The sequence below is a fragment of the Ancylobacter polymorphus genome (genome assembly GCF_022836935.1).
GTDB classification, from domain to species: domain Bacteria; phylum Pseudomonadota; class Alphaproteobacteria; order Rhizobiales; family Xanthobacteraceae; genus Ancylobacter; species Ancylobacter polymorphus_A.
Genome location: NZ_CP083239.1, coordinates 3,508,658 through 3,529,507, shown reverse-complemented (window position 1 = coordinate 3,529,507; position 20,850 = coordinate 3,508,658). Strand labels below are relative to the sequence as shown.

At 68.5% G+C, this 20,850-nt stretch carries 20 protein-coding genes; 7 read left to right on the top strand and 13 right to left on the bottom strand.

The window, feature by feature from the left end:
• Positions 1 to 2: 2 nt before the first annotated feature.
• The 4 genes from K9D25_RS16810 to K9D25_RS16795 all read right to left on the bottom strand — a co-directional run bounded on the left by K9D25_RS16810 (position 3) and on the right by K9D25_RS16795 (position 3,843).
• Complete coding sequence (locus K9D25_RS16810; protein ID WP_244376776.1) at positions 3 to 1,109, bottom strand: ABC transporter ATP-binding protein; 1,107 nt, start codon at positions 1,107 to 1,109, stop codon at positions 3 to 5.
• A gap of 121 nt (positions 1,110 to 1,230) precedes the next feature.
• Positions 1,231 to 2,697, bottom strand: coding sequence for an amidase (locus tag K9D25_RS16805; RefSeq protein ID WP_244376775.1), 1,467 nt, complete (start codon positions 2,695 to 2,697; stop codon positions 1,231 to 1,233).
• Positions 2,698 to 2,787: 90 nt separating this feature from the next.
• Positions 2,788 to 3,090 (bottom strand): hypothetical protein, encoded by a 303-nt coding sequence (locus K9D25_RS16800; RefSeq protein WP_244376774.1) that lies wholly within the window; start codon positions 3,088 to 3,090, stop codon positions 2,788 to 2,790.
• 240 nt (positions 3,091 to 3,330) lie between these two features.
• Positions 3,331 to 3,843, bottom strand: coding sequence for a nuclear transport factor 2 family protein (locus K9D25_RS16795; protein ID WP_244376773.1), 513 nt, complete (start codon positions 3,841 to 3,843; stop codon positions 3,331 to 3,333).
• A 352-nt stretch (positions 3,844 to 4,195) separates the two neighbouring features.
• Between K9D25_RS16795 and K9D25_RS16790 the strand changes: the two genes are divergently transcribed.
• From K9D25_RS16790 to K9D25_RS16780, 3 genes are read left to right on the top strand one after another with little or no spacing between them, the layout of a single operon-like run.
• The gene (locus tag K9D25_RS16790; RefSeq protein WP_244376772.1) at positions 4,196 to 4,699 is read left to right on the top strand and encodes a DUF3833 family protein; all 504 of its coding nucleotides are present in this window, start codon (positions 4,196 to 4,198) and stop codon (positions 4,697 to 4,699) included.
• Positions 4,700 to 4,739: 40 nt separating this feature from the next.
• Positions 4,740 to 5,129, top strand: coding sequence for a hypothetical protein (locus K9D25_RS16785; RefSeq protein ID WP_244376771.1), 390 nt, complete (start codon positions 4,740 to 4,742; stop codon positions 5,127 to 5,129).
• A gap of 1 nt (position 5,130) precedes the next feature.
• The gene (locus K9D25_RS16780) at positions 5,131 to 6,489 is read left to right on the top strand and encodes an MFS transporter (protein WP_244376770.1); all 1,359 of its coding nucleotides are present in this window, start codon (positions 5,131 to 5,133) and stop codon (positions 6,487 to 6,489) included.
• Between the two features lie 21 nt (positions 6,490 to 6,510).
• On the opposite strand, the gene K9D25_RS24960 is transcribed toward K9D25_RS16780, so the two are convergent.
• Both K9D25_RS24960 and K9D25_RS16775 read right to left on the bottom strand, forming a co-directional pair.
• Positions 6,511 to 6,636 carry a hypothetical protein gene (locus K9D25_RS24960; RefSeq protein WP_279613748.1) on the bottom strand — a complete coding sequence of 42 codons (126 nt, stop codon included), beginning with the start codon at positions 6,634 to 6,636 and terminating at the stop codon, positions 6,511 to 6,513.
• A gap of 510 nt (positions 6,637 to 7,146) precedes the next feature.
• Positions 7,147 to 8,526, bottom strand: a complete 1,380-nt coding sequence (locus K9D25_RS16775; RefSeq protein ID WP_244376769.1) for a dicarboxylate/amino acid:cation symporter — start codon at positions 8,524 to 8,526, stop codon at positions 7,147 to 7,149.
• A gap of 260 nt (positions 8,527 to 8,786) precedes the next feature.
• On the opposite strand from K9D25_RS16775, the gene K9D25_RS16770 reads away from it, so the two are divergent.
• From K9D25_RS16770 to K9D25_RS16760, 3 genes are all read left to right on the top strand, one after another.
• Positions 8,787 to 10,625: a sensor histidine kinase gene (locus tag K9D25_RS16770; RefSeq protein ID WP_244376768.1), complete on the top strand. Its 1,839-nt coding sequence runs from the start codon at positions 8,787 to 8,789 to the stop codon at positions 10,623 to 10,625.
• Positions 10,625 to 11,989, top strand: a complete 1,365-nt coding sequence (locus tag K9D25_RS16765; RefSeq protein WP_244376767.1) for a sigma-54-dependent transcriptional regulator — start codon at positions 10,625 to 10,627, stop codon at positions 11,987 to 11,989. The genes K9D25_RS16770 and K9D25_RS16765 overlap by 1 nt, the downstream gene beginning before the upstream one ends.
• Positions 11,990 to 12,175: 186 nt before the next feature.
• Complete coding sequence (locus tag K9D25_RS16760; protein WP_244376766.1) at positions 12,176 to 12,574, top strand: hypothetical protein; 399 nt, start codon at positions 12,176 to 12,178, stop codon at positions 12,572 to 12,574.
• A 172-nt stretch (positions 12,575 to 12,746) separates the two neighbouring features.
• Here the strand turns inward: K9D25_RS16760 and hisD are convergent, their stop codons facing one another.
• The 7 genes from hisD to K9D25_RS16725 form a co-directional block, all read right to left on the bottom strand.
• Positions 12,747 to 14,057, bottom strand: coding sequence for a histidinol dehydrogenase (gene hisD / locus K9D25_RS16755; RefSeq protein WP_244376765.1), 1,311 nt, complete (start codon positions 14,055 to 14,057; stop codon positions 12,747 to 12,749).
• A gap of 8 nt (positions 14,058 to 14,065) precedes the next feature.
• Positions 14,066 to 14,953: an ABC transporter permease subunit gene (locus K9D25_RS16750; RefSeq protein ID WP_244376764.1), complete on the bottom strand. Its 888-nt coding sequence runs from the start codon at positions 14,951 to 14,953 to the stop codon at positions 14,066 to 14,068.
• The gene (locus K9D25_RS16745) at positions 14,950 to 15,738 is read right to left on the bottom strand and encodes a taurine ABC transporter ATP-binding protein (protein WP_244376763.1); all 789 of its coding nucleotides are present in this window, start codon (positions 15,736 to 15,738) and stop codon (positions 14,950 to 14,952) included. The genes K9D25_RS16750 and K9D25_RS16745 overlap by 4 nt, the downstream gene beginning before the upstream one ends.
• A gap of 61 nt (positions 15,739 to 15,799) precedes the next feature.
• Positions 15,800 to 16,792: a taurine ABC transporter substrate-binding protein gene (gene tauA, locus K9D25_RS16740; RefSeq protein ID WP_244376762.1), complete on the bottom strand. Its 993-nt coding sequence runs from the start codon at positions 16,790 to 16,792 to the stop codon at positions 15,800 to 15,802.
• Positions 16,793 to 16,852: 60 nt separating this feature from the next.
• Positions 16,853 to 17,551 carry an aspartate/glutamate racemase family protein gene (locus K9D25_RS16735; RefSeq protein WP_244376761.1) on the bottom strand — a complete coding sequence of 233 codons (699 nt, stop codon included), beginning with the start codon at positions 17,549 to 17,551 and terminating at the stop codon, positions 16,853 to 16,855.
• Positions 17,551 to 18,759 (bottom strand): DegT/DnrJ/EryC1/StrS family aminotransferase, encoded by a 1,209-nt coding sequence (locus K9D25_RS16730; RefSeq protein WP_244376760.1) that lies wholly within the window; start codon positions 18,757 to 18,759, stop codon positions 17,551 to 17,553. Before K9D25_RS16730 ends, K9D25_RS16735 begins: the two co-directional genes overlap by 1 nt.
• A gap of 3 nt (positions 18,760 to 18,762) precedes the next feature.
• Entirely contained in the window at positions 18,763 to 19,785 is a 1,023-nt protein-coding gene (locus tag K9D25_RS16725) for a D-cysteine desulfhydrase (RefSeq protein ID WP_244376759.1), read from the bottom strand.
• Positions 19,786 to 19,891: 106 nt separating this feature from the next.
• Between K9D25_RS16725 and K9D25_RS16720 the strand changes: the two genes are divergently transcribed.
• Positions 19,892 to 20,809, top strand: a complete 918-nt coding sequence (locus K9D25_RS16720; protein ID WP_244376758.1) for a LysR family transcriptional regulator — start codon at positions 19,892 to 19,894, stop codon at positions 20,807 to 20,809.
• Positions 20,810 to 20,850: the final 41 nt, after the last annotated feature.

Below are 20,850 nucleotides of genomic sequence, written 5' to 3'. Positions count from 1 at the left end.
GCTCAGTCCCGCAGCACTTGCGCCGCATCGGGCGCGATGTCGATGCCGACGCGGTCGCCGACGCTGGCGCCGCGGGATTTGCTGCGCGAGTTCTGCTGCCGCACCATGAAGGTGGACCCCTGGTCCAGCTTCACATGGATATGGGTGTCGGTGCCGAAATAGACGATGTTCTCCACCACGCCGGACAGCTGGCCGCCGGAGGTGACCATGCGCGCATGTTCCGGCCGCACCACCACCGTCGCCTCGCCCGCCGGGCGGTAGCCTTCCGCGAGACTGGCGGAGATTTCGATGCCGGAGGGCAGGCGCACCCGCGCCACGCCCTCTTCGATGCCGACCATGATGGCGGAGAGGAAATTGGTCTCGCCGATGAAGTCGGCGACGAAACGCTCGGCCGGCTTGTCGTAAATGTCCCACGGCGTGCCGACCTGCAGCACCCGGCCCTTGGACATGACCGCGATGCGGTCGGACATGGTGAGCGCTTCTTCCTGGTCATGGGTGACGAAGATGAAGGTGATGCCGGTCTCGCTCTGCATGCGCTTGAGCTCGATCTGCATCTCCTTGCGCAGCTTGTAGTCGAGCGCGGAGAGCGGCTCGTCGAGCAGCAGCACCTTCGGCGCCGGGGCCAGCGCCCGGGCGAGGGCGACGCGCTGGGCCTGGCCGCCGGAAATCTGATCGGTGCGGCGCTGCGCCAGCTCTTCCATATGGACGAGCTTGAGCATCTCGGCCACGCGCGCCTCGATCTTCCCCTTGGCCCAGCCGAGCATTTGCAGGCCGAAGGCGACGTTCTCCCACACCGTCAGATGCGGGAAGAGGGCGTAGCTCTGGAACACCGTGTTGATCGGCCGCTTGAACGGCGGCAGGCCGGCGATGTCCTCGCCATGCAGGCGGATCGTCCCTTCGGTGGGGTATTCAAACCCCGCGATCATGCGAAGCAACGTCGTCTTGCCGCAGCCGGACGGACCTAGCAACGTGAAGAATTCGTTTTCACGTATAGCGACCGACACATTGTCGAGCGCCCGAAGGGCGCGTGGGCCATCGCCGAATTGCTTGACGATACCCTGACAATCGACGGCGATGCGGGCGTCCGGTACAGGGGAAGGCTCCGGCATTATTCACCCGTTGCTAGAAAGGAGCCCCCAAAGGGGCGTCGAACACACCGCAGGCGGTGCCATCGGAGAGCAGCCTAAGTGAGCCCTCCTCATCCGGCAAGCGGAGAGGAGGGCAATGTGATCATATTTTTGGCCGGTCCTGTTTGAAGGCAATCGGCGGGCGGCGCGCGGCCCAGGGCGCGGCTTCCTCGATGCGCGCGCACAGGCCGAGCAGCGCTTCGTCATGGCCGAACGGCGCGGCGAGATGGATGCCGACCGGCAGGCCGTCAGCCGTCCAGTGCAGCGGCAGCGAGGCGGCGGGCTGGCCGGACGCATTGAAGGCAGCGGTGAAGGGGGAATAGGCGAACACCCCGTCCGGCCCCATGCGGTAGGCGAGGTAGTCGCGGCCGACATGGTCGAATCGCCCGAGCTTCGCCGGCGGCTCTGCCAGCGTCGCGGTCAGCAGGAAATCGGCGTGCTGGAAGAAGCCGGCCATTTCGCGCCCATAGGCGTGCACCTTGTTGACGGCTTCGAGATAGTCGGCGCCGCTGATGCCGCGCGCATAGTCCACCGCCGAGCGGGCGACGCTCTCGATCTCGCCGTCCTCCAGCGGCCGGCCGCGCCGGCGCACCGCGCTTTCTACCGTCAGCGCCGTGCCGCAGCCGACGATCTTGGTCCAGGCCGCCATCATGCCGGCCGTGTCGGCCTGCGGACGGGCTTCGACCAGCCGGTGGCCGAGGCTCTCCAGCAGCTTCGCGGCTGATTCCACCGCCGCCCGGCATTCCGGCGCGATGGGATCGCCGGTCAGCGTCGTGGTGGTGAAGGCGATGGTGAACGGCCCGTCGCGCCGCGCCAGCGAAGCGGCGAAGGAGGCTTCCAGCGGCGGCGCGACATAGGGCGCGCCGAGATCGGGGCCCTGCGTCACATCGAGCAGCACCGCCGTGTCGCGCACGGAACGGGTGAGAAAGCCGTCAATGGCCATGCCGGCCCAGCCTTCGCCGACATTGGGGCCATCTGGCGTGCGGGCGCGGGTGGCCTTGAAGCCGAACAGGCCGCAGGAAGAGGCGGGAATGCGCACCGAGCCGCCGCCATCCGAGCCATGCGCCGCCGGCAGGATGCCGGCCGCCACCGCCGCCGCCGCGCCGCCGGAGGAGCCACCGGGCGTGTGGTCGAGATTCCAGGGGTTGCGGGTCGGCCCGCCATAGACCGCCGCCTCGGTGGTGGGGCCGACGCCGCCTTCGGGCGAGGTGGTGCGGCCGAAGGTGACGAGCCCGGCCGACCGCAGCCGGGCATAGATGGCCGAATCCTGCCCGTAGCGCGTGTTGGCGAACAGGCGCGAGCCATTATTGGAGGGGAACTCCATCGCCTCGGCGCCGAGGTCCTTGAGCAGGAACGGCACGCCCTTCAGCGGCCCTTCCGGCAGGCCTTCCTCGATCATCCGGCGCGCCACCTCCTCGCGCAGCAGCGTCACCGCGTTGAGCTGCGGGTTGAGCGCGGCGACGCGGGCGAGCGCCTCGTCGAGCAGTTCGCCGGGGGTCACATCGCCCTTGGCGACGTGGTCTGCCAGAGCGACGGCGTCGCTCGCATCGTAAAGTTCGCTGATGTCCATGAGGCGGTGTCCGCTACCACAGGGGGGTGGAGATGTATCGCCCCCCGGCGTGCGGGCGCGCAAGAGCCGCCCGGTTGCGGAGCGCCGGGCTTACCGGCCGGGCGCTACCGCCTCACCTCGCCGCTGGCGCGGCGGCGCCTCCGGCAGGGGCGGGGCCTGCTTCGCCAGCTTTTCGCGATAGGCCGGCACAACCTGGAGTGCGAAGGCGACGAGGCGCTCCTCGTCCCGCTCGCCGAGGCTGATCGCCTCCATCAGCGCGGAGGCGAGGCGCATCCGCATGACGTCATCCACGCCCTCGCGATGAAGCTGGGCGGCGGCGTGCTGGGCCTGGGCGATGCAGCTGTCGAGGAGGCGGACGGTTTCCGGATCAAGACGAAGGTAACGCGACGACATACTCATTCCCCATGCGGCCATTCGCGGCCTGCGCGCCAGATGTAGGAGGCAGGGACTCGCCGGCAAGGGGAGGGCGGAACATCTGTCGCGTCGCAGGCGAGGGGGGAGATCCGAATGGTCTGGTGAGCCGGCTATCGTATTGTCGCGGGCGTGCGCGGGGCCTGAGCGATCACGTCATGCGAAAAGAGGAGATAGCCGGCTGTCTATCGTGCCGTGTTAGGCCGTACGGATTTATGCGCCTCACTCGGCCGGAGCGGCGGGAATGCGGCGGAGCACGTCGTCATAGGCGACGAGATCGAGGAAGGCGTTGACCTCGACCGCCTTCCCCTCGCGCATGCGCAGGATCCATGCATAGCGATTGACGTAAGGCTGGCCGTCCACCGCCATCGCCTCGCCCTGCCAGGCGACGATCACATGATCGCCATCGGCCCACACGGTTTTCGCGACCGGGCGGATCGGGGTGGCGAGGCGGCTGGTCAGGGGACGCACGCCGCGCGCAATCAGCGCATCGCGGCCCTCGTAGCGGCCGGCGGTGGGGCCGGAGCCCTCGATGGTCCAGACCACATCGGGGGACAGAACCTCATCGAAGAAGCCGGAGCCGCCCGCCTGCCAGCGCGCGAACGCCTCGGTGACGATCTGCCGGTTGCGGGCCTCGGTGTCCGGCCCGGAGGCCGCGCTGGCGCCGGCCGGCAGGAAGACGGTTCCGGCGACGGCGAGCGCCAGTAGCGCGGCGGGGAGGGGGCGTGTGGGCATGGGGGTGCTCCTGGCTATGTTGGAAGCTCTGGCGGCGGCGTCACAGGGCGAGACAGAGAGCCGGCTATGTAAATAGCATCTTCCGAGACCGGCTGGGGTCCGGATCGCCTCTGTCGCGCTCTGGGCATGACGTTAGGGGAGGGGCGACCCGCTCACAATCCGGCCAATCGTGACCGGTGCGGTAAGGTCCTCTAACCAATCGGTCGCGTGCTGGCGGGGACACGGATGTGCCGCGCAACTTCCGCCGCTTGACGCCTGTGCCCCGGGCGGAGGGCTCATGCGGCCCCCTGCCGCTCCATTTGATCCGCTGCCGGCCTCCCCGCGTAATCCGGGCACTGCTGCGGAGGATTCGATGAAACGCCTGCTCCTTCTTGCCGGAATTTTCGCCTTTGCCGGTCTTGGCACGTCGGCCGTGCAGGCGAAGGACCTTGTGCTCGAACAGTATTTCGCCGGCCGCACCGTGGCGGAGGGCTCGTTCTCCGCCATTAACGGCGTGCGGCGCAGCTTCACGGTGGACCTCACCGGCCGCTGGAACGGTAACGTCCTCACGCTGGTGGAGGATTTCCACTTCGCCGATGGCGAGAAGGACCGCAAGACCTGGCGGTTCGAGAAGCTGGGTCCGGGGCGCTATCGCGGCACGCGCGAGGATGTGCGCGGCGCGACCGAAGTGACGGTGAAGGGCGATACCGCCACCTTCAGCTATCTCCTCGACCTCGACGCCGGTGCCGGGGAAAACCTCGTCCGCTTCCACGACAAGATGGTGCTGCGCGAGGACGGCACGGTGCTGAACACCGCCTGGGTGACGAAATACGGTTTCCCGGTCGCGCTCACCCGCGTCACCTTCCGCCATCCCTAGGCGCCCGCGACCTTCTCTCCCGATGTCACAGGAGGATTCCATGCGCTCCCGCGAGAAGACACTCGGCCTCGCCCTGCTCCTGGCCGCTACCGCCGCACCGGCGCTGGCCGAGACGCTGAGCGGCCCGGAGATCAAGGACAGGATCGGCGGCGAACTGGTGCGGCTGAGTACGCCCTACGGCATCACCCTGCCGCTGGTCTATCGCGACGACGGCGTGGTCGCCGGCGACATTTCCGGCTTCTCCATCGGCTCCATGCTGGCGCCGAGCGAGGAGGGGCGCTGGTGGGTGAAGGACGACCGCCTGTGCCAGAAATGGCCGACCTGGTATGAGGGCCGCACCTATTGCTTCACCATCACCTCGCTCGGCCCGAAGAAAATCGCCTGGACGCGCGACGACGGGCTTTCCGGCACCGCCACCATGGGCCGCTGAGATGGGCGAGGCGTCGGCGGGTCCGGCCGTCACCGGCCGGCGCCTCGCGCTCTATGCCCTGCCGGCCCTGCCGCTGGCGGCGCTGGCGCTGCCCTTCTATGTGATCGTGCCGAGCTTCTATGCCGAAGCGCTGGGGCTTTCGCTCACCGCCGTTGGCGCCGCCCTGCTGGCGATCCGTCTGATCGACGCCCTTGCCGACCCGGTGCTCGGCTGGGTGGCGGACCGGATCGCGCCCGGCTTCGGCCGGCGGCGGGCGCTGATGGCGCTGGCGGCGCCGGTCACCGCGCTCTGCGCCTTCATGGTGTTCTGGCCCGGCGCGGGGGCGGGCATCGCCCATCTCTTTCTCTGGGGGCTCGGCCTCTCGCTCGGCTACACCGCGCTGAGCCTCGCCTATACCGCCTGGGGCGCGGAGATCACCTCGGATTATCGTGGCCGCGCCCGGGTGGCGGCGGCGCGCGAGGGGGTGACGCTCATCGGCACGCTGGTCGCCATCGCGCTGCCCTTCGCCATCGGGCTGGGGACGGAGGCGACGGGCTTTCACGGCCTGGCGGCGATGGGCGTGTTCGTGCTCGTCACCCTGCCGCTGTTCAGCGGCGCCTGCGTGTTCGGGGTGCCGGAACCGGAAAATCTATCGCGGGAGAAACTCTCCTTCGCGGCGGGGCTGCGGCATTTGCGGGCCAATGGCCCGTTTCTGCGGCTGATCGCGGCGTTTCTGCTCAACGGCATCGCCAACGCCATACCGGCGACGCTGTTCCTCTATTTCGTCGCCGACCGTATCGGCGCGGCGCAGCTGCAGGGGCCGCTGCTGTTTCTCTATTTCCTTTGCGGCGTCGCCGGTCTGCCGCTGGCGCTGCGCTGCGCCAGCCGCTTCGGCAAGCACAAAGCCTGGTGCGGGGCGATGCTGGCGGCGTGCGTCGTCTTCGCCGGAGCCGGTTTTCTCGGTCCGGGCGATGTGTTGGCGTTCGGTTTGATCTGTGGCGCGACGGGGCTGCTGCTGGCCTTCGACGTGGCGCTGCCGCCGGCGATCCAGGCGGATGTGGTCGATGTCGACACGGCGGCCTCGGGGGAACAGCGCTCGGGGCTGTATTTCGCGCTGTGGGCGCTGGCCACCAAGCTCGCGCTGGCCATCGCCGTCGGCGTCACCTTCCCGCTGCTGGACTGGGCGGGATACCGGCCGGGCACGGAGGCACCGACCGAAGAGGCGGGGCTTGCCCTCGCCCTGCTCTATGCCTGGCTGCCGATCCCGGCCAAGCTCGCCGCCATCGCGCTGATGTGGCGCTTCCCGCTGGATGAGGCGGCGCAGCACGGGCTGCGGACGGTGATCGAGGCCACGTCGGCCGCGAAGGCAGGAGCGCGCTGAGCGCTCCTGCGGGCTGGCAGTTCAGCCGATCTGTTCGATGATGATGGCGCGGATCTGCTCGCGCGTGAGACCGCAGGGCTCCGGCTTCCACTCCGGGCTGGAGCGGACGATGGCGGGCGTGGGCGGGGTGAACGTGTAGTTGCGCATAAATCCTCTTGGCCGCTGCGGCCTGTGGCCGGCGGCTGACGCTGGTGCGTCCATGTCAGGTGAAAAAGCCCGGCATCAGGGTGATGGGGCTGGCCGCACGTGCGGCACCTGATGACGTAACGTCGCATTGCGTCGCCATTAAGGCGGGCATTGTCCGACCGCCTCTGCGGCGAGCAAATGGCCGGCCGCGCACCTTCCCAAACGGAAGGGTGGCGGCCGGCGCAATGCTGAAACGACTAGAATGCCGTCATGATGGCCGCGCCCGCCGTCGCGACCGTTGCGGCAAGAAGACCCCACTTCACAGCCTGGCTTTCCATCTCGAACGTCCTCCGTTTTTGCTTCTGAGCCCATGAGCGGGCACATGGATGATAAGAGGAGGAATCGGCATTTGGGTATTATGTATTAATAACACCTTCGTGAGCGGGCTGCCCGCGGGCGTATGGACCGGCGGCCGGGCCTTGGGCGATGTTCTTCGCCGGGTCCGGCCGCGTGTTTGGCGCGCGCGGGCCGCTATTCGGCGGCGGCGGGCAGCGGTGTGCGGGGGAAGGCGGCGTGCGGCGCGCGCAGGTCTTCTTCCTCCTCGTCCTCGGGAAGCTCCATCGGCTGCCCGGCCAGCGCCGCGTCGAGGCGTTCGCGGTCGAGTTCGCCCTCCCAGCGCGCCACCACCACGGTGGCCGTGGCGTTGCCGATGAAATTGGTCAGCGCCCGGCATTCCGACATGAAGCGGTCGATGCCGAGGATCAGCGCCATGCCGGCGACCGGGACGGCGGGAACCACGGAGAGGGTCGCCGCCAGGGTGATGAAGCCGGCGCCGGTGATGCCCGCCGCGCCCTTGGAGGAGAGCATGGCCACCAGCAGCAGCACGATCTGGTCGGTGAGGGTCAGCTCGATGCCGGTGGCCTGGGCGATGAACAGCGCCGCCAGCGTCATATAGATGTTGGTGCCATCGAGATTGAAGGAATAGCCGGTGGGGATGACGAGACCGACCACGGATTTGCGGCAGCCGGCCTGCTCCATCTTCTCCATCAGGCTGGGCAGCGCCGCCTCCGAGGAGGAGGTGCCGAGCACGAGCAGCAGTTCTTCCTTGAGATAGCGGATGAGCGCGAGGATGGAGAAACCATTATAGCGCGCCACCGCGCCCAGCACGACGAACACGAACAGCAGGCTGGTGAGATAGAAGGTGCCGACCAGCATGGCGAGATGGGCGACCGAGCCGATGCCGTATTTGCCGATGGTGAACGCCATCGCGCCGAACGCGCCGACCGGCGCCGCTTTCATGAGAATTTCCACCAGCCGGAAGAAAATCTGCGAGGCCGAGTTCAGCACATGCATCAGCGGTTCGGCGCGCGGGCCGACCCCGGCCATGGCGATGCCGAACAGCACGGCGAAGAACAGCACCTGAAGGATGTCGCCGGAGGCGAAGGCATTCACCGGCGTGGAGGGGATGATGTTGCTGAGAAAGCCGACGAGCGTCTGCTCATGCGCCTTGGCGGCGTAGTCGGCGACCGCCTTGGCATCGAGCGAGGCGGGGTCGATGTTCAGTCCGGCGCCCGGCCGCACCACATTGGCGACAACGAGGCCGATGACGAGGGCGAGCGTCGAGAAGGTGAGGAAATAGAGCATCGCCTTGCCGGCGACGCGCCCGACCTTGCCGAGATCGCGCATATTGGCGATGCCGGTGGCGACGGTGAGGAAGATCACCGGGGCGATCACCATCTTCACCAGCTTGATGAAGGCATCACCCAGCGGCTTCATGTCGGCGCCGAGGCTCGGGTAGAAATGACCGAGCGCGATGCCGGCGGCGATGGCGACCAGCACCTGGACATAAAGCTGGCGGTAGAACGGACGCGGCGCGGCTTTCACCGAGGCCGGGGCGAGGGCGTGTTTCATGGCGCTTCCTGCGGTTGGCCCCTTCGACGCCTCGTAATGCGGGCGGCGTGTGAAGCCGGGGTTGGTTGGGACGCGGCAGACGTGCCGCAGCCCCCATTCCGCAAGCGCCGTGCCAGCGGGCGCTCGTCCCCGGCATGGCTTCTAAGTCATTGTGAAATAAGAGGTGGCGGGCGCTGGTTCGGAACGCTCTCGACAGAATGTGCGAAATATCGCACAGATTGGCGGGCGGTTCGTGCGACTTTCCGCACAGGAGGCGCAGCGTGCGGTCTATCCCCGGCCTGATCCGTCTCCGCCTCTGGCTCCGGCGCCGCGGACACGCGCGCTATGTCGTGGCGCTCCTTGCCGCGCTGATCCTGCTGGCGGTGCTCGACCAGATGGCACGGCGCGGCGCCGAGGTCTGGGTGATGGCGCAGCTGAGCCGGGAGGCGGAGGCGGCGGCCGGGCTGCGGGCGGCGATGCTGCGCAGCGAGATCGAGAAGCAGCGCTCCCTGCCGGTGGTGCTGGCGCAGGATCCCGATGTGCGCACGGCGCTGACGCGGCGCGATCCGGCGGTGCTGCGCGGGCTCGACGCGAAGTTCGAGGCGCTCGCCGCCGGCACGCGCGCCAGCGTGATCTATCTGCTCGACCGGCAGGGCGTCGCGGTGGCCGCGAGCAATTACCGCGACCCGACCTCCTTCGTCGGCAATGACTATGCGTTCCGGCCCTATTTCCGCCAGGCGCTGACGGAAGGGGCGGCCGAGCACTTCGCCTTCGGCACGGTGAGCCGGCAGCCGGGACTTTATCTGGCCCGGCGGATCGACAGCCCGGCGGGGCTGATCGGCGTCATCGTGGTCAAGGCGGTGTTCGCCGAGGTGGAGGCGGAATGGCGCCGGCTCGACAGCCCGATCTTCGTCACCGATACGCGCCAGATCGTGCTGGTGACCAGCGTGCCCGGCTGGCAGTTTCACGCGACCGCGCTGATCCCCGAGGCCGAACGGGCGCGCATTCGCGCCAGCCTGCAATTCGGCGACGCCGCGCTCAGCCCGCTGCCGATCACCGCCGAGGGCGATAACCGCGTCCGCGTGACGATGCCGGAGGGCGGCGCGGCGCGGACCTTTGTCGAGGCGGCGGCGCCGGTGCCCACCACCGGCTGGACGCTGCATGTGCTCAGCCCGATCACCGCCGCCGCCGAGGTGAGCATCGCCGCCGCGCGGGTGCTCGCCGTTCTCGCTGGCGCGCTGCTGATGGGCGCTCTGGCGCTCATCGGGTCGCGCCGCCGGCAGGCGCTGCGCAAGCGCCGGCGCGAGAGCCGGGCGCGGCGCGAACTGGAGCGGCGGGTGGAGGCGCGCACGCTGGAACTGAGCGCGGCCAATGACCGGCTGCGCGAGGAAATGGACCAGCGCCAGCACGCGCAAGCGGCGCTGCAGGGTCTGCAGGACGAACTGGTGCAGGCCAGCAAGCTCGCGGTGCTCGGCCAGATCGCCGCCAGCGTCGCGCATGAGGTGAACCAGCCGGTGGCGGCCATCCGCACCTTCGCCGAAAGCGGGGCGATGCTGCTGGCGCGCGGCGACACGGGCAGCGCCTCCGGCAATCTCGCCACCATTGTCGGCCTCACCGAGCGGATCGGCGCCATCACCGGCGAACTCCGGGCCTTCGCGCGCAAGGCCCCGGGTCCGCTCGGCCCGGTGTCGCTGCGCGCGGCGGTGGACGGGGCGCTGCTGCTCGTCGGCTACCGGCTGAAGGAGCAGGAGGTGGCGCTGGAGCTCGACATGGGGCCGGAGGACTTCCTCGTCCGCGCCGAGCGGGTGCGGCTGGAACAGGTGCTGGTCAATCTGCTGCAGAACGCGCTGGAGGCGCTGGCCAGCCGGCCCGGCGGCCGTGTGCGGCTCGCGGCGCGGGCGGAGGGCGAGCGGGTGTTGCTCACCCTCGCCGATAATGGCCCCGGCCTGCCGGCGGCGGTGCTGGACGCGCTGTTCATTCCCTTCACCACCACCAAGCCGGCGGGGCTCGGCCTCGGGCTGGTGATTTCGCACGACATCGTCGCCGAATTCGGCGGCACGCTCGCCGCCGCCAATCAGGACGGGGCGGTGTTCACTCTCAGCCTGCCGCGGGTGCCGTGATGGATGTGGCTTTCATCGACGACGACGCGACGCTGCGCGCCGCCAATATGCAGGCGCTGATGCTCGCCGGCCATGAGGTCGTGGCCTATGCCTCCGCCGCCGCCGCGCTTGACGGGCTCGACGCCGCCTTCACCGGCGTGGTGGTGAGCGATGTGCGCATGCCCGGCATGGACGGGCTCGAACTGTTCCGCCGGCTCAAGCACATGGACCCGGACCTGCCGGTGATCCTCATCACCGGCCATGGCGACATCACCATGGCGGTCGAGGCGATGCGCGAGGGGGCGTATGATTTCATCGCCAAGCCCTATCCGCTCGACCGGCTGCTCGGCACGGTGCGGCACGCGCTGGAAAAGCGCCGCCTCGTGCTCGACAACCGCGCCTTGCGGCAAGCGGCGGAGGAGGCGAGTGCGGACATGCCGCTGCTCGGCACCACGCCCTCCATGGAAAGGCTGCGCCAGACGCTGCGCCAGCTCGCCGATGCCGATGTCGATGTGCTGGTGGAAGGCGAGACCGGCACCGGCAAGGAAGTGGTGGCGCAGGCGCTGCACCGCTGGAGCCGGCGCGCCGCCCGCCCGCTGGTCGCGGTCAATTGCGGCGCGGTGCCGGAAACGGTGATCGAGAGCGAATTGTTCGGCCACGAGCCCGGCTCCTTCACCGGCGCGGTCAAGAAGCGCATCGGGCGCATGGAACATGCCCATGGCGGCACGCTGTTTCTCGACGAGATCGAGGCGATGTCGCCGGCGCTGCAGGTGAAGCTGCTGCGCGTGCTGGAAGCGCGCGAGATCGCCCCGCTCGGCACCAATGAGGTGCGCAAGGTCGATATCCGCGTGGTGGCGGCCTCGAAGATCGACCTGCTCGAACTGGTGCGGCGGGGCGGTTTCCGCGAGGACCTGTATTACCGCCTGCACGTCGCCACCGTGCGCATTCCCCCGCTGCGCGAGCGCCGGGCCGATATCGCGCTGCTGTTCGGGCATTTTCTCGCCCGTTCCGCCAAGCGCTTCCGCCGCCCGGTGCCGATGGTGACGCCGGCGATCCGCGCGCATCTCGCCACCCATGACTGGCCCGGCAATGTGCGCGAGCTGGTGCATTACGTCGAACGGGTCGCGCTCGGCCTCGTCGAGCCGGCGCCGGCGCCGGCGGCGATGGCGGCGGAAGAGGAGCCCGGCGCCAGCTTGCCCGAGCGGGTGGAGGCCTTTGAGGCGGCGCAGATCCGCGACGCTTTGGCCGCCACGCGCGGCGACATCCAGGCGACGCTGAAGCGCCTCGGCATCCCGCGCAAGACGCTCTACGACAAGCTGCGCCGCCACGGCATCGACCAGTCCGCCTATCGGCAGGAGGCGGAGCCTGGCGCGGGGAGGGGGTAGGAGGGGGAGTGTCGCCCCGGCCTTAGACCGGTGACCGCTCCGGGAGGTCTCGCGCCTTAGGCTGTGCTCAGCTTGGGTTGGGGCTGCCTGAGCTGTCTCGGAGCCCCGCTGACCCCGCTTTTTCAGGCGGCGGTCCAAGTGGAATAGTGAATCGAACTCTCTAAGCCAAATTTTCTGGAGAGGCGCATGGCGCTTTATGTTCCGATACCTCTTGAGGTGCCGATTAAGTGTAGCCTCAGTGAAATCATCCGTCTTTCTTCTGACGGGCGGCGCGTCGTCGCGTACTTTGTCGTCCCTCACGATGACAACAAGGCGCTCAAGGTCGTCTTCGAAAATATCTATCTAATGCGGATGTGCGATGAGCACGTCTTGAATCTTGAGGACTATCCAAATTCCGAGGGACTTGTTGGTGAACATTTCCTCTATCGGATGGAGGGGGCTGACTTTCTTCTCAATCAGCCTGCGGTCAAAGAGAGTTATGAGGAAGCCCATCACTTCCGCTGTGTGACAGGCACAACCTGTCTGGACGTTATCGCTGACGAGCCGCCAACGGTGACGTTGGTGGCGCGCGAAAACGCGGCGTAGTTCTGCCCGGATCGGTTGGACTTTGAGACGGCGAACAAGGCCCTGCGGGCGGCCTCCATGCGGCCGTTGCCCGGCCGAGCCCTGCACCCCCTTCATCGCCAGCCCCAGCGACGAGTGGCAGCTCGCCGAAGGCGAGACCGCCGGCCGTTCCTCTGCGGCGGGAGCTTTCCCCTCACTCCTCCGCCGGCGCGAGATCGAAGGTCTCGCCGGGGAAGAAGCGGGCAAGGCGCACATCGGCGCTGCGGGCATGGCCTTCCATGCCTTCCTTGCGCGAAATGCGGGCCGTGACCACGCCCAGCTCGCGCGCCGCCGCGCGGGTGGCGCGCTGCCAGGTGACCGTCTTCATGAATTTATGCACGGACAGCCCGCCCGTATAGCGCGCCGCGCCTGAGGTGGGCAGCACATGGTTGGGGCCGGAGGTCTTGTCGCCAAAGGCCACGGTCGTTTCCTCGCCGAGGAACAGCGAGCCATAGGCCTGAAGGCGACCGAGCCACCAGTCGAGATCCGCCGCCTGCACGTGGAGGTGCTCGGGAGCGTAGCGGTCGGCAACGGCGGCCATCTCCTCGGCATCCGCGCACAGCATCACCTCGGCATAGTCCGCCCAGGCGGCGCGGGCGCTGGAATGGTTCGGCTCGGGTAGCGCCTCGATCAGAGCGGGCACGCGCGCCATGACCGCCTCGGCGAGGGCGGCCGAGGTCGTCGCCAGCCATACCGGCGAGTTGTAGCCGTGTTCGGCCTGGCCGATCAGGTCATTGGCGATGAACTCGGCATCCGCCGTGGCGTCGGCGAGGATCATGCTGTCGGTCGGCCCGGCGAACATGTCGATGCCGACGCGGCCGTAGAGAATGCGCTTGGCCTCGGCGACATACTGGTTGCCGGGTCCGGCGAGCACGTCGGCCTTCGGCAGGCCGAACAGGCCATTGGCCATCGCCGCCACGCCCTGCACGCCGCCGAGATTGAGGATCACGTCCGCCCCGCACAAATCCATGGCGAAGACGATCTCGGGCGGAATGCCGTCCCCCGGCCGGGGCGGCGAACAGGCCACGATATGGCGCACCCCCGCCACCCGCGCTGTGGTGATGGTCATGATCGCGCTGGCGATATGGGCATAGCGCCCGCCGGGGACGTAGCAGCCGGCCGCCTCGACCGGAATCTGCCGCTGCCCGGCCATCAGGCCGGGGATCACCTCGACGCTGCAATCGAGCACCGTTGCCTTCTGCGCCTGTGCGAAGCGGGCGATGTTGGCATGGGCGAAGCGTATGTCGTCCTTGGTCTTCTCAGGCACACGGGCAATGGCGGCCTGCCGCGCCTCGGGCGAGAGGACGATCTCGCCTTCCCATTTGTCGAATGCGCGGGAGAAGCGGCGGACCGCGTCCTCGCCTTCCTCGTCGATGGCGGCGAGCAGGGCGGCCACGGCCTCGCGCACGTCGCCTTCGTCGGAATGGGCGGTGCGGGTGGCTTTCTTCAGATAGGTCACGGTCATGGCAGGGCTCACATCTTGCCCTTCCAGGGCACAATACGGCGCTCGATCAGGCGCATCAGCATGTCGAAGAGGTAGGCGATCGCCGCGATGACGACGATGCCCATGATGACGGTGGAGGTTTGCAGGAACTGGCTGGCGGAGAGCACCATGTAGCCAAGCCCCTCGGTCGCCGCGATCATTTCGGCGGCCACCAAAGTGGTCCAGCCGAAGCCGATGCCGATCCGCATGGCGGTGAGGATTTCCGGCAGCGAGGCCGGCAGGATCACATAGCGCAGCACCTTCCAGCGCGAGGCACCGAAGGAATAGGCGGCGTGGATCTGCTCGATCGCCGCCGATTTCACCCCCGCCCGCGCGCCGAGCGCGACGGGTGCGAAGACGCTGAGGAAGATGAGCAGCACCTTGGAGAGTTCGCCGATGCCGAACCAGATGATCATCAGCGGCAGATAGGCGAGCGGCGGTATCGGCCGGTAGAACTCGATCGGCGGGTCGAGAATGCCGCGCAGGGCCGGGCTCATGCCCATGGCCAGCCCGAGCGGGATGCCGATGACGCAGGCGAGCAGAAAGGCGCCGAACACCCGCGCGGTGGAAATCGCGATGTGCTGCCAGAAGGGCGTGTTGGTGAAACCGTCGCGGGCGATATCCATGAATTTCTGCACCACCGCGCCGGGCGAAGGCAGGAACAGCGGCTTGACCCAGCCCATGGCGGTGACGAGCCACCAGACGACAAGCAGCAGCGCGATGGAAAGCAGCGACAGCCACAGCGTGTCGCCGTCGCCCGGCACGCCGTACGCCTGGCCGGGCTTGACCGAGCGGCCGCGCGCCAGCCTCGCCAGCCGGGACGCGAGGCGCGGGCGCGGATTTTGTTCGACGGGGCCGATGTGATCGACGGGGCTCATGCGGCGGCTTCCTCGTCGGCAAAGATGATGCCCAGCACCTGTTCGCGCAGGGCGATGAAATCGGGGGAGGCCTTCACCTCGCGCGCGGACGCCCCGTCCAGGAAGCGCCGGGAGAAGGGCAGGTCGAAGCGATGGGCGATGCGGCCCGGGCGCGGCGACATGACGATGAGCCGCGTGCCCATGAACAGCGCTTCCTCCACATCATGCGTGATGAAGAACACCGCCTTGCCGGTGCTGTGCCACACCCGCAGGATCAGCTGCTGCGCCTTCTCGCGGGTCAGCGCGTCGAGCGCGCCGAGCGGCTCGTCCATCAACAGCACGCGGGGATCGCAGGTGAGCGCGCGGGCGATGCCGACACGCTGCTGCATGCCGCCGGAGAGCTGGTAGACCGGCGAGCCCTGGAAGCCGTCCAGCCCCAGAAGCGCGATGTATTTTTCCGCCGTGGCGTAGCGCTCGCGCGGCGGCACGTCCTGCATCTTCAGGCCGAAGGCCACATTGTCGCGCACATTCAGCCAGGGCATCAGCGCGTGCTTCTGAAACACCACCGAGCGGTCGGCTCCCGGCCCGGTGACGGCGGCGCCGTCGAGCCGTATGGAGCCGGAACTGGGCGAGAGGAAGCCGGCCAGCAGGTTGAGAAGGGTCGACTTGCCGCAACCCGACGCGCCGAGGGCGACAACGAAATCGTTGCGGTCCATCGTCAGGTCGATCTTGCGCAGCGCCTCGACCGGCGGTCGGCCATTGGCCGCGGGGTAGACGACGGACACGTCGTCGACGATGAGCACCATTGCATGTCCTCCGGAACGCCGGGCGGGCGGCAGGACCGCCCACCCGGCGCAATGCGGGGCCTCACTTGGCCGTGGCGGCCTTGGCGATGGAGGTATTGACGAAGGGGGCGTAGCTCTCCGCCACCTTCTCGATGCGGCCGGCGCTCTTGAGGAACTCGGCGGTCGACTTCAGCGTCGCCGGGGCGCTGCCGAGCCATTTGTCGCTCAGCTGCTCCTTGAGCGGCACGAAGGTGTAGCCTGCCAGCGATTCCGGGATTTCCGCCGGCGCGGCGCCCGTCATCTTGGCGATGGTCAGCACCTGCGGGCTGGTCGCGTTCCAGGCGGCCGGGTTGGCGAGATAGGCCGCATTGGCCTCGTCCGCCACCTTGGCGAAGGCCGCCATTTCCTTGGCATGGGCGGCGGCGAATTCCTTGTTCACCACCCAGCCGTCAAAGGTCGGGAAGCCCCAGGCGGCGGTCGTGTCGGCGCCGAGAATGCGCTTGCCGGTCTTGATGATGCGGCTCTGTGCCGGCTCCCAGATGAAGGCGGCGTCGATGGCCCCCTGTTCCCAGGCGGCGGCGATCTGATCCGGCGGCATGCCCATGATGGTGACCTCGCTCACCGGCACCTTCTCATGCTGGAGCGCGCCCATGAGCGAGAAATGGGCGGTGGAGCCGATCGGCACGGCGACGCGCTTGCCCTTCAGGTCGGCGACACTGGCGATGCCGGTGCCGTCGCGGGCGATCAGGCTCTCGGCCTTGCCGATGACGATGGCGAGCATGAACATCTGGATGTCCACGCCCTGGCTCATGGCGATGGTCATCGGCGAGGAGCCGAGCTCCGACACCTTGACATCGCCGGAGGCCATGGCGGCGATGATCTCGGCGCCGGAGGCGAACTTGCGCCATTCGATCTCCCAGCCGGTGGCCTTCTCGAACAGGCCCTCGGCCCGCGCCACCTGCATCGGCGTCGGATTGCCGAAATGGCCGATGACGATCTTCTCCGCAAAGGCGGAGCCGGCGGAAAGAATGAGGGCGACGGTGCCCGCCATCAGGCCCCGCATGGTCTTGCTCATGTCCCTTAACTCCTCTGTCAGGTCGGTCGTGGTTGCCGGGCCTTCTGTGAGCCCGTGAATTCAGGCATCCCGCGCGAGCGAGACATCGACGATGGCGCCCACCAGCACATCCAGCGTGTCGAAGGCGCGGGCGCCTTCGGCGGCACTGTCGGCGATGAGCGAGAATTCGGTGCAGGCGATCATCTGCGTGGCGACGCCGGCCGCCACGAGCTGCGCGGAAGCCCGTTCGAAGGCCGCGCGCGCCTCGGCGTCGGCATTCCCCGCCTTGATGCGGCGAATGGCGCCGAGCAGCGCGGCTTCGTCGTCGGGATACACCGCCGTCAGCCCCGCCTGTGCCAGCCGGCCGTCAAACAGGCCGATGCGGCGCAGCGCTGGCGAGGCGAGCACGCCGACCCGCCCGTCGGGCCCGGCAATCCGCGCCGCATGGGCGACGGAGAGCGTCACCATGTCGAGCAGGGGGATCGTCACCGCCGCCGCAATCGCCGGGGCGAAATGGTGCGCGGTGTTGCAGGGCATGGCCAGCGCCTCGGCACCGGCCGCCTCCAGCCGCCGCGCCATCGCCGCCAGCACGGGCGCGGGGTCTTCTCCCGTGCCTTCGATCAGCCGGGCGATGCGGGAGGGCACCTGCGGGTTCTGGTCGACAATGAGGGGAACATGGTCCCGATCATCCGCCGCCGACACCGCCGCGATGACCTTGCTCATCAACAGCACTGTCGCCTGAGGGCCCATGCCGCCGAGAATTCCGACCCGGCGCGGCATCAGCGAGCCCCCTCCGCCAGCGTCTCGTCCAGCGCACCCAGAATATGGGTGGCAATGAGGTCGCAATCGTCGAGAGAGAAGGTGAGGGGGATGCGCATGTCGAACAGGGTTGCGAGCACGCGCTCGCTCTGCGGCAATTCGTGCCGGGCGATGTAGCGCCACGAAGTATGCGCCGAGGTGAAGCCGGCCGGCTCGGCCGCCCCGAACCATTTCAGCTCCACGCCCCGCTCGGCGGCTGCCGAAAGAAGGGCCGTGCAGCCCGCGGCGGACAGCGCCGGCACGCGGAACTGGATGGAGGAGCCGACATAGCTTTCCTGCGGCGGGCGTGAAGGCATCCGCACCGCCGGGTGCGTGGCGAGCCGCGCGGCGATCCGGTCATGGCGCCCGTTCCAGCCGGCAAGATTGTCTTCGATCCGCGCCAGCTGAGGGCGGAGCAGGGCGGCGCGCAGATTGTCCATGCGCGCCGACATGTTGGGCGTGTCGAGCCGCACCTCGGCAAAGGCTTCGGCCGGCGGTGCCGCGCGGTGCCGCTCATAGAGCATGTAGGAACCGGACAGGATCACGGCCCGCGCCATCAGATCGGCGTCGTCGGTGGTCAGCAGCCCGCCCTCGCCGGAATTCAGGTGCTTGTAGGTCTGGGTGCTGAAGCAGCCGGCGAGGCCGAAAGAACCCGATTTCCGACCGTTCCAGCGCGCGCCCATGGTGTGGGCGCAGTCCTCGATGATGCGCAGCCCATGGGCGCGGGCCACCGCCTCGATCCGGTCCATATCGGCGATATGACCGCGCATATGCGACAGCAGCAGGACACCGGCGCCGGAGGATCGCGCCTTGGCGGCGAGGTCGTCGAGGTCGATGACGAGGTCGTCCGTCGTCTCGACCAAAACCGGCAGCGCGCCGATGCCGGCAATCGCGCCCGGCACCGGCGCCAGGGTGAAGGCATTGGTGAGCACGCGCTCGCCCGGCTTCACCCCCGCCGCCCGCAGCGCGATCTGCATCGCCTGTCCGCCGGAGGCGACGGCGAGGCAGTAGCGCGCGCCCTGCCACCGGGCGAATTCCTCCTCCAGCCGGGCCGTCTCCGACACTTCGCCGGGGGCGACATTGTAGCGGTGGAGCCGCCCCGATCGCATCACCGCCTCGGCGGCGGCGATGGCGTCTTCGGGGATCGGCGGTTGCTGAGTGAAACTGCCGGTGAAGCGGGGCGGTCGCATGGGTCAGGCCATCGCGTGAGCGGGCTGGTCGTCGGCAAAGCAGGCGTCATAGCCGAACAGCGCCGCCGAACCGCCGGTGTGGAGAAACACGATGCGCTCGCCCTTCTTGAAGATGCCCTTGCGGACATAGTCGATGAGGCCGGCGGCGCCCTTGCCGGAATAGACCGGGTCGAGCAGGATTCCCTCCATCTCGGCGAACAGGCGGATGGCCTCCAGCGTGTCGGCGCCGGGTATGCCGTAGCCGCGACCGACATAGTTGCAGTCCGCCACCACATCGTCGCGCTGCACGACGCCGGCGCAGCCGAGCTTTTCGGCGGTGCGCTGCGCGAGCGCAAAAACATTCTCTTCCTGCTTCGCCTTGGGCGCGCGCACCCCGATGCCGAGCAGCGGCACCTGGGCATGAATGGCCTTGAGGCCGACAATCAGCCCCGCCTGGGTGCCGGCGCTGCCGGTGGCGGTGACGATATGGTCGATGGCGAGGCCGATATCATTGGCCTGCCCGATCAGTTCCAGCGCGCAATTGGCGTAGCCGAGCGCGCCGGTCGGGTTCGAGCCGCCGCCGGGGATGGTATAGACCTTGCGCCCCTCGGCGCGCAGGCGCGCGGCCACCGTCTCCATCTCCGCATTCATGTCGACGCCGCCCGGGCGGGTCTCGGTCGTCGCGCCATGCAGATGATCGAGAAGCACATTGCCATTGGTCTTGTAGTTGCGGTCGTTGGAGCCCGTCCGGTCTTCCAGCAGCAGATGGCAGCCGAGGCCGAGGCGGGCGGCGAAGGCGGCGGTCTGGCGCGCATGGTTGGACTGGGTGGCGCCCTGCGTCATTACCATATCCGCGCCCTCCGCTACCGCTTCGGCCATGAGGAATTCAAGCTTGCGCGTCTTGTTGCCGCCGGTGGAGAGGCCCGTGCAGTCGTCGCGCTTGATCCAGATCTCCGGCCCGCCGAGTTCCCGGCTCAGGCGGTCGAGCCGCTCCAGCGGCGTCGGCAGATGGGCGAGACGGATGCGGGGGAAGCGGGCGAAGTGCATGGGACGATCCTCAACTTGCGTATTTCGATGGTTGCAGATCATTCGGCCCGTTTCCAATGCGAAATTCTCCACATAAAATGCATGAAGTGCATGGTAGGAGGCGCCGGTGCGGCTGGAATGGCTGGAGGATATCCTCGCGGTTGCGGAGACCGGATCGTTCAGCGAGGCGGCGGAGCGCCGGCGCCTGACGCAATCGGCCTTTTCGCGCCGGGTGCAGCACATCGAGGATCATGTCGGGGTGGCGCTGTTCGACCGCTCGCGCAAGCCGGTGCAGCTGCGCCCCACCACCGCCGAGCAGCGCGACCAGATCGCCCGACTCGCCCGCACCTTGCGGCAGCTGACCGACGATCTGCGCCGCGGCGACCGCACCGCCGGCAATCGCCTGGTGCTCGCCAGCCAGCACGCCCTCACCGCCTCCTGGGCGCCGCGCTTCATCAACACGATCCAGTCGGAAAACGCCGACATCTTCCTGAAGATGAAATCGGCCAATCTCGACGAGTGCTTCGCCTTCGTGCTGTCGCGGCAGGCCGATATTGCCGTAGTGTACCGGCGCGTCGGCGAGGCGCACCCGATCGCCGCCACCTATATCGAGACCGCGATCATCGGCCGCGACCGGCTCATCCCGGTCTTCGCCCGCGCCCATGTGGCGCGGCTGAATGCCCGCTTCGCCCATGGCGAACTGCCCTTCATCGCCTATCCCCCGGACGTGTTTCTCGGCGAGGTCATGGACCAGATCGTGCTGCCCGCCATCCAGGGGGCGAGCCATATGGTGCCGACCGTCGAGACGGAGCTGACCCTCGCGGCGCTGGAACTGGCGGCGAACGGCATCGGCGTGGCTTGGGTGCCGGCGACACTTGCGCGCGCGCGCATCGACGCCGGCGATCTCGCCGATCTCTCGGCGAGCCTTCCCTATTGCGATCTCGATGTCACCGCGGTGCGGCTGGCCGACCAGGCCACCCCCGTCGAGGCCACGGTCTGGGAGCAATTGTCCCGCATGGACGCGCCTGATCCCGCAGGGGCATGAGCACGCAGCATCGCGCGGCGGTGAAAGGCGGCAGCTACGGG